Genomic DNA, 13,815 nt, shown 5'->3' with positions numbered 1-13,815 from the left:
ACTCGGGCAACCCGTACGAGAGTCCCGATCGGTGGCTCCGGCCGGCGAACACGCCGGTCAGAGGGCCGGCAGAGGCCCGGCACGACAGAAGTGAGGAAGTGCACCGTGGCACAGGGCACCGTGAAGTGGTTCAACAGCGAAAAGGGCTACGGTTTCATCGCGGTCGACGGGGGTCAGGACGTCTTCGTCCACTTCTCCGCCATCGAGATGGACGGTTACAAGGCGCTCGACGACGGGCAGCGCGTCGAGTTCGAGATCGCTCAGGGGCAGAAGGGTCCTCAGGCGGAGAGGGTCCGGGTCATCGCCTAGTCACCCTGCTGGCCGGCGCGGTCACCCTGCTGGCCAACTGCGCGTCCGGTGGCCGGTGCGGCCGCCCGACCGGACGGCGACGTAGCTGATAGCTCGACACAGGTCTGCGCACCCGCAAGGCGTCGGTTCTCCTCGTGGAGCCGGCGCCTTTCATCGTTTCGCCGCCCGGCGATCCTGCCCACCCGATCTTGACCGTGACCGCCGTCTGCGGCCGTGCGGCCCGAAGGGGTACGTCGGGCGGCAAGTTGCTGTTCGCTTGCACTCGACAGGGGAGAGTGCTAAACAAGGATTGGCACTCGCCAACCGGGAGTGCCAAAGGTCGGGGCGGTGGGGCCACCGCCGTCGTCCCGCTTCGCGGGGTGACGGAGATGGCCGGTCGTCGCGGGCTATCCGGCCCGGCCGGCGGACGTCACTGTCATTGGGTAGCGACGTCCGAAGGTGCGTAGAGCAGGCGGCATGGCGGAGCTGACCGGCTCCGGTGCTGCGAGCGTCCAGGAGGACAACGCCGTATGGCCAAGATGATCGCGTTCGACGAAGAGGCGCGCCGCGGTCTCGAGCGGGGCATGAACACCCTCGCCGACGCCGTCAAGGTGACGCTGGGCCCGAAGGGCCGCAACGTCGTGCTCGAAAAGAAGTGGGGCGCTCCCACCATCACCAACGATGGTGTGAGCATCGCCAAGGAGATCGAGCTCGAGGACCCGTACGAGAAGATCGGCGCCGAGCTGGTCAAGGAGGTCGCCAAGAAGACCGACGACGTGGCCGGTGACGGCACGACGACGGCGACCGTCCTGGCCCAGGCCCTGGTCCGCGAGGGCCTGCGCAACGTCGCGGCCGGCGCGAACCCGATGGCCCTGAAGCGGGGCATCGAGGCCGCCGTCGCCAACGTCGCGGAGGAGCTGAGCAAGCTCGCCAAGGACGTGGAGACCAAGGAGCAGATCGCGTCCACCGCGTCGATCTCCGCCGGAGACGCCAGCGTCGGCGAGATCATCGCCGAGGCGATGGACAAGGTCGGCAAGGAAGGCGTCATCACCGTCGAGGAGAGCAACACCTTCGGCCTGGAGCTGGAGCTCACCGAGGGTATGCGCTTCGACAAGGGCTACATCTCGCCTTACTTCTGGACCGACCCGGAGCGGATGGAGGCCGTCCTCGACGACCCCTACATCCTGATCGTCAACAGCAAGATCTCCTCGGTCAAGGACCTGCTCCCGATCCTGGAAAAGATCATGCAGTCGGGCAAGCCGCTGCTGATCATCGCCGAGGACGTCGAGGGCGAGGCGCTGGCCACCCTGATCGTCAACAAGGTGCGCGGCACCTTCAAGTCGGTTGCCGTCAAGGCTCCCGGCTTCGGTGACCGCCGCAAGGCGATGCTGACCGACATCTCGATCCTCACCGGCGGCCAGGTCGTCAGCGAGGAGCTCGGCCTGAAGCTCGACGCGGTGACCATCGACATGCTGGGCCGGGCCCGCAAGGTCCAGGTGACCAAGGACGAGACCACGGTCGTCGACGGTGCCGGCGACGCCGAGCAGATCCAGGGCCGGGTCAACCAGATCCGGGCCGAGATCGAGAAGAGCGACTCCGACTACGACCGCGAGAAGCTGCAGGAGCGGCTGGCCAAGCTGGCCGGCGGCGTCGCGGTGATCAAGGTCGGCGCGGCCACCGAGGTGGAGCTCAAGGAGCGCAAGCACCGCATCGAGGACGCGGTGCGCAACGCCAAGGCAGCCGTCGAGGAGGGCATCGTCCCCGGTGGTGGCGTCGCTCTGGTGCAGGCCGGCAAGACCGCCTTCGACAAGCTCGACCTGGTCGGCGACGAGGCGACCGGCGCGCAGATCGTGAAGATCGCGCTGGACGCCCCGCTGCGGCAGATTGCCGTCAACGCCGGCCTCGAAGGCGGCGTCGTGGTGGAGAAGGTCCGCAACCTGGAGGCCGGCCACGGCCTCAACGCCGCCAACGGCGACTACGTGGACCTGCTGCAGGCGGGCATCATCGACCCGGCCAAGGTGACCCGGTCGGCGCTGCAGAACGCCTCGTCGATCGCGGCGCTGTTCCTGACCACCGAAGCCGTGGTGGCGGACAAGCCGGAGAAGACCCCGGCCCCGGCGGGTGCGCCGGGCGGCGGCGAGATGGACTTCTGAGTCCAGCCACGCCGCAGTAGCGACAGAACCGCAGGGCGGTTACCGGGCAGCTTCCCGGTAACCGCCCTGCGGCGTCTCCGGCCCAGCGGCGATCAGCCGCCGGACCGGGCGGCCTGCACCGCCGCGTACGCGTCGACCAGACCGGCGCCGGTGAGGTTCGCCGGGTCACCGCAGGTGTCACCGCCGCCGAGGCCGGCCTCGGCGGCGGTCTGCCGCAGGATCCGCGCCGTGCCGTCCAGGTCACCAATCAGCTCCGGTCGCGCCGACCACAGCAGCGCCACCACCCCGGCCACCTGCGGGGTCGCCATCGACGTACCGTCCAGCGCCGCGTACCCGCCGCCGGGCATCGCCGACAGCACGTCGGCGCCCGGTGCCACCAGGTCCGGTTTGACGGTGCCGTCCGGCGCCGGGCCCCGGCTGGAGAAGTCGGTAACCTCCCGGTCGGCGTCTACCGCGCCGACGGTCAGCACATCGGTGTACGGGGCCGGCGGGTCATCGACCGAGCTGCAGAACGGGCCGGTGTTGCCGGCCGCGGCCACCATCATCAGCCCGGCGGCGGCCAGCGCCTCGGTGGCCGGCCGCAGCGAACTCAGGTCGCAGCCTTCCAGCTCGGGGCAGCCCCAGGAGTTGGTGAGCACGTGCGGAGCGCGTTCCGGTCGCCCGTCGGCGAACGGGTCGCCCCCGGTCGGGAACGGGGCCAGCATGAACTGCAGGCAGTCCAGGTAGCGTGCCGGGTTGCCGAGGTTGCGGTCCAGGTTGACACAGCCGACCCAGGACGCACCCGGGGCGACGCCGATCGAGGTGTCGCCGACGGCCGAGCCGAGCGTGTGGGTGCCGTGTCCGTTGTTGTCGGTCGGGGTACCGGTGCCGTTCCACGGGTCGAACCAGGAGTCGTCGCCGCCCCGGAACCCGTCCGCGAGCGCCGGATGGTCGCCGTCCACCCCGGAGTCCGAGGCGCCGACCACGATGCCGGCGCCGTCGACACCGAGCTCCGTCCAGACCCGTTCGGCACCGAGCATGGTGATGTTCCACGGCGGGGTACGCGGAGCGGGCTGGTCGCCCCGTTCGGGCTCGACCGTGGCCGGCAGCGGCCGCAGTTGCTGACTGATCAGCACCCGGTCGACGTCGTCCCGCCGGGTCAGCCAGGGCCGCAGCGCCGGCCCGGCGTCCACCTCGATCGCGTTGACCAGGTAGTACGGCGAGTAGGACAGCCCCCACCGGTCCAGATCGTCGCGCAGGTCGGCCTGGCTGGCCTCGGCGGTGTCGACCAGCCGTTGGAAGACCGTCCGGACCCGTTCGTCGCGGGCCTGCGGTCCGGTGCCGCGCGGCACGTCGGACAGATCGGCCTGTTCCCGCAGCATCACGAACAGCCGTTCGCCGTGCAGCCCCGGCTGCCCGACGGCGAGGTGCACGGCGGCACCGGCCGCCGCCAGCACCACGACGGTGGCCACCGCCACCCGCCGCAGTGGTCGACCTGCCAGCCGTGGTGGTCGACCCGCCCGCCGCCGACCGAGACCGAAGCCGAGGCCGACACCCAACGCGAGTGCCAGCGCCATTCCGACGCCGGCACCGACCGACGCCCAGAACGGTAGGTCACGGCCGATGGCCAGGAGCAGCGATACCTCTTCCGGGTCGAGCAGGGCCAGCGGTCCGCCGACGGACAGCCCGGCCAGTACGCCGACCGGCGCGCTGGACCGGTCGGCGGCCCAGCCGATCGCCGCAGTCGCGTAGCCGATCGGCGGCAGCACCAGGATCGCGGCCAGCTGCCCGCCGGGTTGGCCGATGCCGGCGGCGAGCAGCAGCAGCCCAACCCCGGCGACCGTCCCGCCGAGCAGGATGGTGCGCACCGCCGAGCGCCCCTGCGGGCCGGCACCGATCGCCGTCCAGAACCGCCGGGGCAGCAGTTCGGCGGCGTACCAGCCGGTCGCGGCCGCTGCGGCGACGGCGAGTGCCGTCTCCACCGCGCCGCCCAGCGCGCCGACCCACCACCAGGGCAGCAGCATGACCAGCCCGGCCGCGACGGCGAGTAGCACAGCGACCATCCGGTCCGCCTTGTCAGACTGAGCGTGAGCTGGCTCGGCCGGACCTGACTGAGCCCGACCTGACTCGGCTTGAGCCGGCTCGGCCTGGTCCGGTTCGGCCCGGCGCCGTAGCGCCCGCAGCCCGGCGGCGCCGCCGGCGGCGAGCACGGTGAGCGCGGCCAGGTACAGCTCGTGGTGGACGGTCGGTACGGCCCGCAGCAGCCCGAAACCGCCGAGGGCGAACGCGGCGACCAGCCAGGCCCGGCCGGTCGCCCGTACCGCCGGTGACCGGGGCACCAGCGCCAGCAGCATGGTGGGTACGCCGACCAGCAGCGCGTTGCCGAACGCGATCAACGGCCAGACCACCGCCGGGGTGGGCAACCCGCTGGCCAGCAGGACCTGATCGGTCAGCCAGCCGCCAGCCTGCGCGAACACCGTCACACCGACCGACCAGATCGCGATCGCCACCGCGGCGACCGTCGGCCACACGCTGGCCGGCGGCGGCCCGGCGGCGGCGGACGGCTGCATCGGGTACGGCGGCGGCACCGGGTAGGGCTGACCGGGGTACGGGTAGCCGGGATGACCGGGCGGCTGCGTCATGTCCGCCACCCTAGGCGGCGGGATACGGTGGAGAGGTGCGTGACCCTGCCGTCTCCCGGTACGCAGCCGGCCAACTGTCCGTGACCCGCCGCGCCGCCGATCTGCGCCGCCTCCGTGGCGAGCGGTTCGACGTACTGGTGATCGGGGGTGGGGTGACCGGCGTCGGCGCCGCGCTCGACGCCGCGTCCCGTGGGCTCAAGGTGGCGCTGGTCGAGGCCCGCGACTACGCCGCCGGCACGTCCAGCCGGTCCAGCAAACTGATTCACGGCGGGCTGCGCTATCTGGAGCAGCTCGAGTTCGGGCTGGTGCACGAGGCGTTGACCGAGCGTGGGCTGCTGGCTACCCGGATCGCCCCGCACCTGGTCCGGCCGGTGCCGATCCTGGTTCCGCTGCCGCAGGGCGGCGCCAGCGGGCCACGGGCGCTGCCCGGCCGGGTCTGGCGGCGGGCCTACTACGGCGCCGGGGTCGCCGCGTACGACGTGTTCGCCGGGGTGTTCGGCGGCGGTCGGGGGATGCCGCTGCACCGGCACCTGTCCCGCGAAGGCGCCCGGCGGGTCTTCCCCAGCCTGCGGTCGGACGCCGTCGCCGGTGCCGTGCGCTACTACGACGGTCAGGTCGACGACGCCCGGCTGGTGGTCACCCTGGCGCGGACCGCAGCCAGTCTCGGCGCGGCCGTGGTGACCAGCGCCCGCGCCGTCGGCCTGCTGCGCCAGGCCCGCGAGGTGACCGGGGTGCGGGTCCGGGACATGGAGGCCCGGCCCGGCGATCCGGACGCCGAGTTCGAGGTACATGCCCGTACCGTCATCGCGGCCACCGGAGTGTGGAGCGACGACGTGTCGCGGATGCTCGGCGACGTCGGGGTTCGGCCCGGCCTGCGGGTACGCGCGTCGAAGGGCGTGCATCTGGTGGTGCCCCGGTCGGCGATCACCGGTGAGGCCGGGCTGATCCTGCGTACCGCCACCTCGGTGCTGTTCGTGCTGCCCTGGGGCGGGCACTGGATCATCGGCACCACGGACACCGACTGGCGGCTCGACCGCGCCCACCCGGCCGCCTCCGAACGCGACATCGGCTACCTGCTGGACCAGGTGAACACGGTGCTGGACCGGCCGCTGGCGCCGCGCGATATCGAAGGGGTGTACGCCGGTCTGCGGCCGCTGTTGTCCGGTGAGGCGGACTCGACGTCGCGGCTGTCCCGCGAGCACGCCGTGGTCGAGCCGATGCTGGGTCTGCTGCTGGTGGCCGGTGGCAAGTACACGACGTACCGGGTGATGGCCGCGGACGTGGTGGACCGGGCGGCGGCCCGGCTCGGGGTGGACCGGCCGTCGCGGACCGCCGACCTGCCGCTGCTCGGTGCCGACGGGTTCGCCGCGATGTGGCGGGACCGGGCCGACGTGGCCCGCCGGCACGGCGTCCCGGTCGGGGTGCTGGAGCACCTGCTGGAGCGGTACGGCACCCTCGCGGTGGAGCTGCTGGCGTTGATCGACGACGATCCGCTGCTGGCCAGCCCGGTGCCCGGCGCACCCGAGTACCTGGCCGTCGAGATCGCGTACGCGGCCCGCGCCGAGGGTGCGCTGCACCTGGACGACGTGCTGACCCGGCGGACCCGCATCTCGATCGAGACGCCGCACCGGGGCAACGAGTCGGCCGGGCACGCCGCCGAGGTGATGGGCCGGGTGCTTGGCTGGGACGAGGCTGTGCGGGACCGCGAGGTGGAGCACTACCGGGCCCGGGTGGCGGCGGAGCTGCAGTCGCAGCGGATGCCGGACGACGCGACCGCCGATGCGGCGCGCCTCGGTGCGGCGGACGTCCGTGGCTTCGCCGCCGACCGGGGTGTGGACTGGCCGACCGACTCCGGTATGCCGACCGGCTGAAGGTCAGAGCAGTTTGCCGGGGTTGAACAGGCTGGTCGGGTCCAGCGCCTGCTTGACGGCGCGATGCACCCGCATGCCGACCGGGCCGATCTCCTCGGCCAGCCAGTCGCGTTTGAGCAGGCCGACCCCGTGCTCGCCGGTGCAGGTGCCGCCCAGCTCCAGCCCGAGTCGCATGATCGCGTCGAAGGCGGCCCGGCCGCGGGTCAGGCTGTCCGGGTCAGCCCGGTCGACCACGATGTTCGGGTGCAGGTTGCCGTCGCCGGCGTGCCCGACGACGCCGATCGGTACGGCGTGTTCGGCGGCGATCGCCTCGACACCGTCGAGCATCCGGGCCAGCGTCGAGCGGGGCACCGCCACGTCGTCGATGATCAGCCCGCCGTTGCCGGCGGGGAAGGTCTGCGCGGCGAGACGTTCCATCGCCGGGTGGGCCAGCCGGCGGGCCTGCAGCAGGGCGGCGGCCTCGACCGCGTCGCTGGCGGCGTACACCTCGGCGGCGCCGGCGGCGGTGCACACCTGCGCGATCCGGTCCAGGTCGGTGCCGGCGGCGGTGCCGGTGTCGACCGAGGCGAGCAGCAGCGCGGCGGCGTCGGTGCGTAACCCCATCGGCCGGTACGCCTCGATCGCCCGCAGGTGGGTGCGGTCCAGCAGCTCCAGCAGGCTGGGGCTGAGCCCGCCGGAGGCGATGCCGGCGACGGCGGTGCCGGCCGCGGCGGTGGAGTCGAAGACCGCGACCAGGGTGAGCGAGGCGTCGGCGGCCGGCCGCAACGCGACGGTCACCTCGGTGATCACCCCGAGGGTGCCTTCGGAGCCGACGAAGAGCCGGGTCAGGTCGTAGCCGGCGACCCCCTTGGCGGTGCGCCGGCCGGTGCGCAGCACCTCGCCGCTGGCCAGCACCACTTCGAGCCCGATGACGTACTCGCCGGTCACGCCGTACTTGACGCAGCACATGCCGCCGGCGTTGGTGGCCACGTTGCCGCCGATGGTGGACGACTCCCACGAGCCGGGGTCCGGCGGGTAGCGCAGCCCGTACCGGGCCACCTCGGCGGCCAGGGTGGCGTTGACCACGCCGGGCTGGACGACGGCGGTGCGGTTGACCGGGTCGACGTCGACGATCCGGTCCATCGCGGTGGTGGAGAGCACCACCGCGCCGTCGACCGCGTTCGCCGCGCCGGCCAGCCCGGTCCGGGCACCCTGCGGCACCACCGGTACGCCGTACCGGGCGGCAACCTTGACGGTGGCGACCACCTCGGCGGTTGTCCGGGGTCGGACCACGACGGCCGGGGTGCCGGCGGCGCACAGGTCGGCCTCGTCGCGCTGGTGGCCGCGCAGCAGGTCGGGGTCGGTGAGGACCGCGGTGTCGGGCAAGGCCGCGCGGAGTGCCTCGATGAGGTCGGACATCTTCGCAGGCTAGCCAGCGCGGCACCAGATCGGCCACCGCGGGCGTGACCGGATGGGCAATACCACCATAAGCCGCGAATTGCTCGGTACGCTGCCCGCATGGCCGACGCCGGGAAGCCACCACGTGCGGCGGCGGCACCCCGTCTCACCGGGCTGCTCACGCTGACCCGCAGCCGGGTCGGAACCGAGTTCCGGGAACGGTCGGACCGGGTCCGCGCCAACCTCGTACTCGCCCTGCAGGCTGGTCTGGCGGCGGCGCTGGCCTGGTTCATCGCCCGCCGGGTGATCGGCCACCCGGTGCCCTTCTTCGCCCCGATCGCGGCGGTGATCATTCTCAGCGCCTCGATCGGGCAACGACTCAAACGCGCCGCCGAACTGGTGGTCGGGGTCGCGGTCGGGATCGCCATCGGCGACCTGATCGTCATCACCATCGGCACCGGCACCTGGCAGCTGCTGCTGATCGTGCCGCTCGCGGTGGTGGCCGCTGTCTTTCTGGGCAGCGGCGCGGCCCTGGTCACCCAGGCCGCGTCGTCCGGAGTGCTGGTCGCCACCCTGACGTCGCAGTCGGAAAACCTCTACCCCGACCGGTTCATCGATGCCCTGGTCGGCGGGCTGGTCGGGCTGGTGGTGCTGATCCTGCTGCTGCCGCTCAACCCGCTGGTCATCGTGCGCCGCGCCGCCGACCCGGCGCTGGACGTACTGTCCGACATGCTGATCCTCAGCGGAAAGGCGTTGGCTGGGCGGGACCGCCGCCGGGCAGAGGCCGCATCGAAGCGGCTGCACGATGCGGAGAAGGAGTTGTCCGAGTTCCGGGAGGCGGTCGAGGCGGGACACGAGACGGCGGTCCTGGCGCCGGCGCGCTGGCGGGCCCGCGGCCCACTGGCCCAGTACGCCGAGAGCGCCGAGTACGTCACCCGAGGGCTGCGCAACTCGCGGGTGCTCACCCGGCGGGTGGTCTCCCTGCTGACCGAGGACGAGCCGGTGCCGTCTGCTCTGCCGGAGGCGGTCTGCCACCTCGGCGACGCGGTGCGCATCCTGCGCCACGAACTCGACACGGGTACCGACCCGGTGCGCACCCGACGTCGGGCATTGGACGCCGCCAGGTGCGCCGGTGCGGCGTACGGCGCCGGGGTGGGATTCAACGGCAGCGTGGTGGTCGCCCAGATCAGGGCTACCGCGAGCGACCTGGTCCGGGCCAGTGGCACCGAGGCCGGGGTGGTGGAAGAGATGATCAGCGAGGCGTTCGGGAACGAGGAATCGGACTAACCGGTCAGCATTCCTGGCGTACCCACCGGGTGACACGCTGCCCGCCGTTCGTCGACGCTGGCTACGCTAGCCCAATGTCCGACACTGTCCCCGGTGGTCCATCCGGCTCCCGCCCTGCGGCGGCTTCGACCGAGCCGGTACCTGCGGCGGACCCGCCAACCGCAGCTGAGCCAGCGGCTTCAACGGCTGAGCCAGCGGCCCCAGCGGCCGTTCCGGCGGAGCCGGCGGACGGGACCGTGCCGGCCGATCGGCTGCGGCGCAGCGTCTGGCTGCGCTGGCTGACCCTGGCCGGCATCGTGGTGCTGATCGCCGGCTGCGGCGTCGCCATTTTGGTCTACCTCGGCACCGCGCTCGGCCCGGTCGCGTTGACCGTCGGCGTCATCGCGGCAGTGCTGCCCGTACCGGTGCTGGTCGCCTGTTTCCTGTGGCTGGACCGGTACGAACCGGAGCCGGTGCGCTACCTCGCCTTCTGCTTCGCCTGGGGGGCGTTCGTCTCCACGTACGCCTCGCTGAACGTGAACACCTTCTCGGCGGATCTGCTCTACAATCTGGGCTACTCGGAAGCGCTGGTGGCGGTGCTGGTGGCGCCGTTCATCGAGGAGCTGACCAAGACCCTCGGCCCGATCCTGCTGCTGCTGACCCGCCGCCGCGAGTGGTCCGGCATCACCGACGGGATCGTCTACTGCGGCATGTCCGCGATCGGCTTCGCGATGGTGGAGAACATCCTCTACCTCGGCGGATACGGCTACGCCGCCGGAGCCGAGCAGTACGGCCCGGCGACCGGCGCGCAGAACGTCTTCGCCATCTTCATCGTCCGGATCCTTTTCACCGGCTTCGCCCACCCCCTGTTCACCTCGATGGCCGGTGTCGGTCTCGGGGTGGCCGCGCGCAGTGCCGACCGGCGGATCCGGGTGCTCGCGCCGACCGCTGGGCTGCTGCTGGCGATGATGCTGCACGGGGCCTGGAACCTGATCCCGACGCTGGTCGAGGCGACCGGCCAGACCCTGATCCTGCTGTACGGCTACATCGGCCTGATGGTGCCGATCTTCTTCGGCATGGTCGGCCTGGCGGTGTGGCTGCGCAGCTGGGAAGGGCGGCTGACCGAGCGGGTGCTGCCCGACTATGTCCGGGCCGGCTGGTTTACCCCGCCGGAGGTGGCGGCGCTGGGCAGCCTGGGCCGGCGGCACTCGGCGCGCCGCTGGGCCAGCCGGGTGGCCGGCGAGCCGGGCGTACGGGCGATGCGCGACTTCCAGGCCGCCGCCACCGAGCTGGCGCTGCTGCGCGACGGGCTGCTGCGCGGCCTGGAGAGCAAACCGGAGGAGCTGGCCCGCCATGCCAAGGAGGAGCAGCGGCTGCTGACCGCGCTGGCCGCCTACCGGCAGGCGTTCGTCGGCCGGGACCCGCAGGCGCCGCACGCGCTGTGGAACGGGGCGGACTACCAAATTACCTTCCCGGACGGCAGCCAGCGGCAGGTGCCCGCGCCGGATGAGCCGGTGGTGCCGATCCCGGTGGTGCTCACCGCGCCACCGCCCCCTCCGCCGCCGATGTTCGCCGGCTACCCAGGCTGGCCCGGTGCCGGTCCGGGCACCCCGCCCGGCTACGGCCCGCCCCCGTTCTCCGGCTACGGCGCTCCGCCACCTGGGTACGGCGCTCCGCCCCCGCCTGGGTACGGTCCGCCGTCCGGATATCAGGTCCGGCCCGGCTACTACAACCCACCGCCGCCCGGCTACGGCCCGCCCCCGGGCTAGCGGGAGATCAGCAGCGGGTCAACCCGAGCGCCGTCGCCAGCCGGGCGACGCCGGCGACCTGCGGTCCGTGGCGGGAAATCTCAGCCACGAGGGTACGGGCGGAAGGCCGGGAGCGGATTTCAGCCGGTGCGACGCGGTCCGCCTCGACTACCCACCGTCCTGCCGCAGTGAAGTCAGCGACGTCGAGGTACGCGCGTGCGGCGTCCACCAGGTACGCTGCCCGGTGCTCGGCCGGCAGCCCGGCCGAGCAGCCCACTGACACCGTGAGTGTCGCCGCAGCCGGCAGCGGCCAACCCGGCCTGCAGGGGTGATCTGAGGTGGGGTCGGCGTGTCGAGTTGATGGGGCGCACTGGATCAACGCAGAGCGGCGGTGTCAGGTCAGGCGGCCTGGCCGTCCATCAACGTGGCGAGCTTCGCCAGCTCCTGGCCCATCGCCCGACGTCGACTGGTGCTGATCATGCGTACGGTGTCGCGGGCTGGTCAGCGACGCGCGGGCAGAGAAGGCGGCGCCTGCGCTTACACCACCAGCAACGGAACGCGTAGACCGCTGTAGGTTCCCGGCGAGCTGTCGGATGCCACCGCAACGGGCCCCGCCGCTGGCGTGCAGAGACGGCGTGGGCCTTTGAACTACAGGTAGAGGCCGGTGGAGTCCTCTTCGACCCGTTGGGCGGCCACCGCGTGCACGTCGCGTTCGCGGAGCAGGATGTAACCCCGGCCGTGCAGCTCGACCTCGGAGCGGTCCTCCGGGTCGAACAGCACCCGGTCGCCGGTGACGATCGAGCGTACGTTCGGCCCGACCCCGACCGTGGTCGCCCAGGACAGTCGCCGGCCCACCGACGCGGTGGCCGGGATCACGATGCCGGCGGTGGAGCGGCGTTCGCCCTCGCCGCCTTCGAGTTTGACCAGCACTCGGTCGTGCAGCAGGCGGATCGGCAAACCGTTGTCGTGCGGTGGGTCGGCGGTCACGACCGAACCGTACCGCGTGGGGTGTGCCGGCCGGTCGCGGGTGGGTCGGCCGGATGGTTGCCCGATGCCCGTACGGGGCACTTCGGGGAGAGTTCAGGGAGGTAGCGGCAACAACGGTGGACATGTGCCCGTTACCGTGTACGGACCGATTACTTGACTCCGGGGGTTGGCTTGAGCCGGCTGCAACAAATGAGAGGGCGGCTACGCCAGGCGTACGAGGCTGGGCGGGAATCGGTGCGGGCCGCCCGGGAGCGGGAACGGTCCCGCCGGGCCGCCGCGGCCGGTGCCGCCGACGAGCTGGCCGGCGCGGGTGCCGAGCCGGGCGCGGAGACCCCGCCGCCGGGCGACGGGCACCTGTCGACCACGAGCCGCGACGACGCGGACGTGCCGCACGCGCTCCGGATCGCCGCCGCCTGGTCGTGGCGGCTGATCGTGATCGGCATCGTCGGCTGGGCGTTGCTGCGGGTCATCGGCAACGTCCGGATCGTCATCATTCCGGTGCTGGTGGCATTGCTGCTCGCCGCGTTGCTCGCCCCGGCGGTCGGCTGGCTGCTGCGGGCCCACGTGCCCCGCACCCTGGCCACGGCGGTGGTGCTGATCACCGGGCTGGCCGGGGTGGTCGGCACGCTGACCCTGGTGGTCAACGAGTTCATCACCGGACTGCCGGACCTGAGCGAGAAGGCGTCCAGCGGCATCGGGGAGATCCAGCAGTGGCTGCGCACCGGTCCGCTGAAGCTCGACGATGGACAGCTCGACCAGTACGTCGAGGCCGGACAGAACTGGATCAACGAGAACACCCAGACGTTGACCAGCGGCGCGGTCTCCACCGCCGGGACGGTCGTCGAACTGTTCACCGGTGCGCTGCTGGTGTTGTTCTCGACGTTCTTCTTCCTCCGGGACGGGCAGCGGATCTGGCGGTTCCTGGTGGGGCTGTTCCCGACCGGTGCCCGGTGGCGGGTCGACGACGCAGGTAGCGCGGCCTGGACGACCCTGGTCGCCTATGTCCGGGCGACCGTGCTGGTGGCGTTCATCGATGCCGTGGGCATCGGGATCTTCCTGGTGCTGTTCGACATCCCGTTCGCGTTCGCGTTGGCCGCGCTGGTGTTCCTGGGGGCGTTCATCCCGATCGTCGGCGCGACCCTGTCCGGCGCGGTGGCCATCCTGGTGGCCCTGGTGGACAGCGGCTGGGTCACCGCGTTGATCATCCTGGGTGCGGTGATCGCGGTGCAGCAGCTGGAGGGCAACGTCCTGCAGCCGTTGATCATGGGGCGGGCGGTGGCGATCCACCCGCTGGCCGTGGTGCTGGCAGTGACCTCCGGTGTGGTGCTGGCCGGCATCGTCGGCGCGCTGGTCGCCGTACCGCTGATCGCGGTGCTGAACACGGCGGTACGCCGGCTGGCCCGCCGCCGGCACGTCCCGCCGCCGCCGCCACCGCCGGAGTCCGTGGTGACCGGCACCAGCCCACCGTGATCTGAACGCCGCCGGCCGGCGGCCGACCCGCCTG

At 72.3% G+C, this 13,815-nt stretch carries 10 protein-coding genes; 6 read left to right on the top strand and 4 right to left on the bottom strand.

What is annotated here, in order from left to right; all coding sequences use genetic code 11:
• Positions 1-105 precede the first annotated feature (105 nt).
• Complete coding sequence (locus ACFHW1_RS09185) at positions 106-309, top strand: cold-shock protein (protein ID WP_067305333.1); 204 nt, start codon at positions 106-108, stop codon at positions 307-309.
• A 509-nt stretch (positions 310-818) separates the two neighbouring features.
• Entirely contained in the window at positions 819-2,441 is a 1,623-nt protein-coding gene (gene groL, locus ACFHW1_RS09180; protein WP_416551875.1) for a chaperonin GroEL, read from the top strand.
• A 92-nt stretch (positions 2,442-2,533) separates the two neighbouring features.
• Here the strand turns inward: groL and ACFHW1_RS09175 are convergent, their stop codons facing one another.
• A complete protein-coding gene (locus tag ACFHW1_RS09175) occupies positions 2,534-4,990 on the bottom strand; it encodes a S8 family serine peptidase (RefSeq protein WP_416615270.1) in 2,457 nt (818 codons plus the stop codon).
• Positions 4,991-5,097: 107 nt separating this feature from the next.
• Between ACFHW1_RS09175 and ACFHW1_RS09170 the strand changes: the two genes are divergently transcribed.
• Entirely contained in the window at positions 5,098-6,933 is a 1,836-nt protein-coding gene (locus ACFHW1_RS09170) for a glycerol-3-phosphate dehydrogenase/oxidase (protein WP_416551874.1), read from the top strand.
• A 3-nt stretch (positions 6,934-6,936) separates the two neighbouring features.
• Here the strand turns inward: ACFHW1_RS09170 and ACFHW1_RS09165 are convergent, their stop codons facing one another.
• Complete coding sequence (locus ACFHW1_RS09165) at positions 6,937-8,331, bottom strand: FAD-binding oxidoreductase (RefSeq protein ID WP_416551873.1); 1,395 nt, start codon at positions 8,329-8,331, stop codon at positions 6,937-6,939.
• Positions 8,332-8,430: 99 nt separating this feature from the next.
• Here ACFHW1_RS09165 and ACFHW1_RS09160 point away from each other — a divergent pair, with 99 nt between their 5' ends.
• Both ACFHW1_RS09160 and ACFHW1_RS09155 read left to right on the top strand, forming a co-directional pair.
• The gene (locus tag ACFHW1_RS09160; RefSeq protein ID WP_416551872.1) at positions 8,431-9,597 is read left to right on the top strand and encodes an FUSC family protein; all 1,167 of its coding nucleotides are present in this window, start codon (positions 8,431-8,433) and stop codon (positions 9,595-9,597) included.
• A gap of 74 nt (positions 9,598-9,671) precedes the next feature.
• Complete coding sequence (locus ACFHW1_RS09155; RefSeq protein WP_416551871.1) at positions 9,672-11,345, top strand: PrsW family intramembrane metalloprotease; 1,674 nt, start codon at positions 9,672-9,674, stop codon at positions 11,343-11,345.
• A gap of 7 nt (positions 11,346-11,352) precedes the next feature.
• On the opposite strand, the gene ACFHW1_RS09150 is transcribed toward ACFHW1_RS09155, so the two are convergent.
• Positions 11,353-11,607: a hypothetical protein gene (locus ACFHW1_RS09150; protein ID WP_416551870.1), complete on the bottom strand. Its 255-nt coding sequence runs from the start codon at positions 11,605-11,607 to the stop codon at positions 11,353-11,355.
• Positions 11,608-11,972: 365 nt separating this feature from the next.
• Positions 11,973-12,311, bottom strand: coding sequence for a GroES family chaperonin (locus tag ACFHW1_RS09145; protein ID WP_416551869.1), 339 nt, complete (start codon positions 12,309-12,311; stop codon positions 11,973-11,975).
• 189 nt (positions 12,312-12,500) lie between these two features.
• On the opposite strand from ACFHW1_RS09145, the gene ACFHW1_RS09140 reads away from it, so the two are divergent.
• Positions 12,501-13,781, top strand: a complete 1,281-nt coding sequence (locus ACFHW1_RS09140; RefSeq protein WP_416551868.1) for an AI-2E family transporter — start codon at positions 12,501-12,503, stop codon at positions 13,779-13,781.
• Positions 13,782-13,815 lie beyond the last annotated feature (34 nt).

Source organism: Micromonospora sp. LOL_014 (assembly GCF_048060245.1).
GTDB lineage: Bacteria > Actinomycetota > Actinomycetes > Mycobacteriales > Micromonosporaceae > Micromonospora_E.
This window is presented reverse-complemented; position numbering and strand designations above follow the sequence as displayed.